At 43.8% G+C, this 2,175-nt stretch carries 3 protein-coding genes and 1 pseudogene; all 4 read left to right on the top strand.

The annotated features are described in order from the left end of the window. Positions 1 to 262, top strand: a pseudogene (locus H6A27_RS14205) (hypothetical protein); the annotation flags it as partial. After that, positions 259 to 609, top strand: a complete 351-nt coding sequence (locus tag H6A27_RS14210) for a hypothetical protein (protein WP_204509158.1) — start codon at positions 259 to 261, stop codon at positions 607 to 609. The pseudogene H6A27_RS14205 and the gene H6A27_RS14210, both read left to right, overlap by 4 nt. Before the next feature lie 19 nt (positions 610 to 628). Beyond that, entirely contained in the window at positions 629 to 1,216 is a 588-nt protein-coding gene (locus tag H6A27_RS14215) for a hypothetical protein (protein ID WP_204509159.1), read from the top strand. A 223-nt stretch (positions 1,217 to 1,439) separates the two neighbouring features. After that, on the top strand, positions 1,440 to 2,175 hold a 736-nt coding region (locus tag H6A27_RS14220; protein WP_204509160.1), incomplete at its 3' end, for a ParA family protein.

The following is a 2,175-nucleotide window of genomic DNA, read 5'->3' on the forward strand; positions in this document are numbered from 1 at the left end:
ATACTTCTCTTTGTTGAGATTCGTTCCTCATACACCGACTTCGGGGAACTGGCATAAATTCCGTTGCGAAGGTAAATGTCCGGTCTTGTCATCAGCAAGGTCAGGGCTTTGCTTTGCCGCAAAATCTCCACACCTGCGGGTAGTATTTTGGTGCAAAACCTTGCAGAGACATCCCCGACACCTTCTTGGTGCAACAAAATTTATATGTGTTCCCGAAGTAGTTGATCTACGAGAGGGAAGAAAAAAACAGATGATATTATGACAACAATCCAATCAATCCTGAGCCGACTGACCAAGGCTGTTAGCGGTACTGAAAAGATGCTCTACACAGAGCTGGAGTTGAACAGTTTTGCAGAGTTCTACATTGACAAGTGGGACGAGAACACCAGTGAGGATGTCATAGCCGAGTCTTTCACTGACTTTTGGTGGGATACCGACAAGGCTTGCAGAAGATGCTCAGAGTGTGGCAGACTGATGCGTGCCGGGTATTGTGCTGACATGGGAGTAGCCTACTATTGCAGTGATGAATGTCTGCACAGTGACTTCACCGATGAAGAATGGGCTGAGGAATGCGAAAACAACGACCAGAGTTATTATACGGAGTGGTAATATTTTAAAATTCAATGATATGGCAAATTTAGCGACAACGACCTACAAGGTCACAGGGACACGTGAGGCAGTAAATAACCTGTGGACTACCTTTCAGGACATGGAAGTGGACAGTAAGGATATAAGGCTGTTCAAGCTTGCCGAGCATTACGGCATTGACTATGAGAAAAAGCAAATCAGTGTTAGAGGACATATCTATTGGGCTGAATATGAAGAAGACGAAGAGAATGATTACTTCCTTCTTTCATTTGATACAGAAACCGCATGGGATGCCTGTAACGAACTCTTCTTTGAAATAAACCGGATATTGGGTGATGAATTGAGCATTTCATATAGATGCTATGAATGCGGTTGCGATTTATTTTATACCCACGACGAGGGTGATTTCTTTCCTGAAGAATGTTGTGTGAGTTCATACGGCGAACCTTTTGAGGATGCGTGTGAGGATGTTTTTGACACCATTGGGGATGCCATAGCTGAATGGACATCAAAGACTGGTATCGGACAGGGAGACCGTAGTGAGAAAGAAATGGTGGACTTTATCAATAGCTATGGATACGAGAGCGAAGAGACCTATTTCTACATCCATCCTTTCGCATTCGAATAAGTATAACCACTGGGGCATGAGAAAGCCTTGTGCCCCGCTTTAGGAAGTACGTTTTCTATGATAACGTAACACTTTCCCTGACACCTTTAAACTGTCAGGAGACGTTGGAAGATGCTTACATATCATACACTTACCTTTGTATACATTGATACATGTAAACAAGTACACGTGTAAACAGGAATACAAGAATACATTGAAACATATAAACATAAAAACAAATAGTATGGCACAGAAAATCATTACTTTCGCCAACCACAAAGGTGGTGTATCAAAGACAACTTCTACAGCTTCTATTGGGGCTTGTATGGCAATGAAGGGCAAGAAAGTCCTGCTTATAGACCTTGACGGACAGGCAAACCTTACACTGTATTTCATACCTAATGAGGATGAAATTGAGACGAGCATATTTGATTCATTGGTAAACGGTGTTCCTTTGCCTGTGAAGCATATCCGGGAGAATCTTGCCATTGTTCCGTCTTCCCTTGAAATGGCAAGTGCGGAAATAGCCTTGACCAACCTGTTGGCAAGAGAGCGGTTGCTTAGCAATCTTCTTGAACCTGTCAGGAAGGACTATGACTATATCCTGATTGACTGTCCGCCTTCTCTTGGTATTGTCACTACCAATGCTTTTATTGCCGCTGATGAGATCATCGTACCGATGACACCGGAGCTCCTTCCGTTGAAAGGTATGAGGATGCTGGACGCATTTGTCACCACCCTGCAACGTGTCAAGCCGTCACTTCGCCTGGGCGGTGTGTTCATTGCCAGATTCAATCATCGCAAACTGAACAAGGTCGTGGAACAGGCTGTAAAGGAACGTTACGAAAGTATCACCATGAATACCCGCATTCGTGAGAATATCGCCTTGGCGGAATCAGCCGGTAGTGGCAAAAGTATATTCGAGTATGATTCAAATTCCAACGGTGCAAAGGATTATCTTGCACTTACGGAGGAAATTC

Source organism: Bacteroides caecigallinarum (genome assembly GCF_016902295.1).
GTDB lineage: Bacteria > Bacteroidota > Bacteroidia > Bacteroidales > Bacteroidaceae > Phocaeicola > Phocaeicola caecigallinarum_A.

Coding starts and splice junctions, on each gene's coding strand:
- H6A27_RS14210 (WP_204509158.1), top strand. CDS start 259: ATGACAACAATCCAATCAATCCTGAGCCGACTGACCAAGGCTGTTAGC.
- H6A27_RS14215 (WP_204509159.1), top strand. CDS start 629: ATGGCAAATTTAGCGACAACGACCTACAAGGTCACAGGGACACGTGAG.